At 43.5% G+C, this 255-nt stretch carries 1 rRNA gene; it reads left to right on the top strand.

Features of this window, described 5'->3' with window-relative positions:
- Positions 1-158 precede the first annotated feature (158 nt).
- Positions 159-255: ribosomal RNA gene (locus tag NNO04_RS22715) — 23S ribosomal RNA — on the top strand; the annotation flags it as partial.

Genomic DNA, 255 nt, shown 5'->3' with positions numbered 1-255 from the left:
ATGTTTGAGATATTTGCTCTTTAAAAATCTGGATCAAGCTGAAAATTGAAACGACACACTGTTTCATTTCTCCGTAATAAGAAATGAAAAGCGGTGTGTTCGAGTCTCTCAAATTTTCACGACACGGTGGTGTTTTACGAAACATCTTCGGGTTGTGAGGTTAAGCGACTAAGCGTACACGGTGGATGCCCTGGCAGTCAGAGGCGATGAAGGACGTGCTAATCTGCGATAAGCGTCGGTAAGGTGATATGAACC

Source organism: Citrobacter sp. Awk 4 (genome assembly GCF_028069725.1).
In the GTDB taxonomy this organism is placed as follows: Bacteria; Pseudomonadota; Gammaproteobacteria; order Enterobacterales; family Enterobacteriaceae; genus Citrobacter_D.
This window is presented reverse-complemented; position numbering and strand designations above follow the sequence as displayed.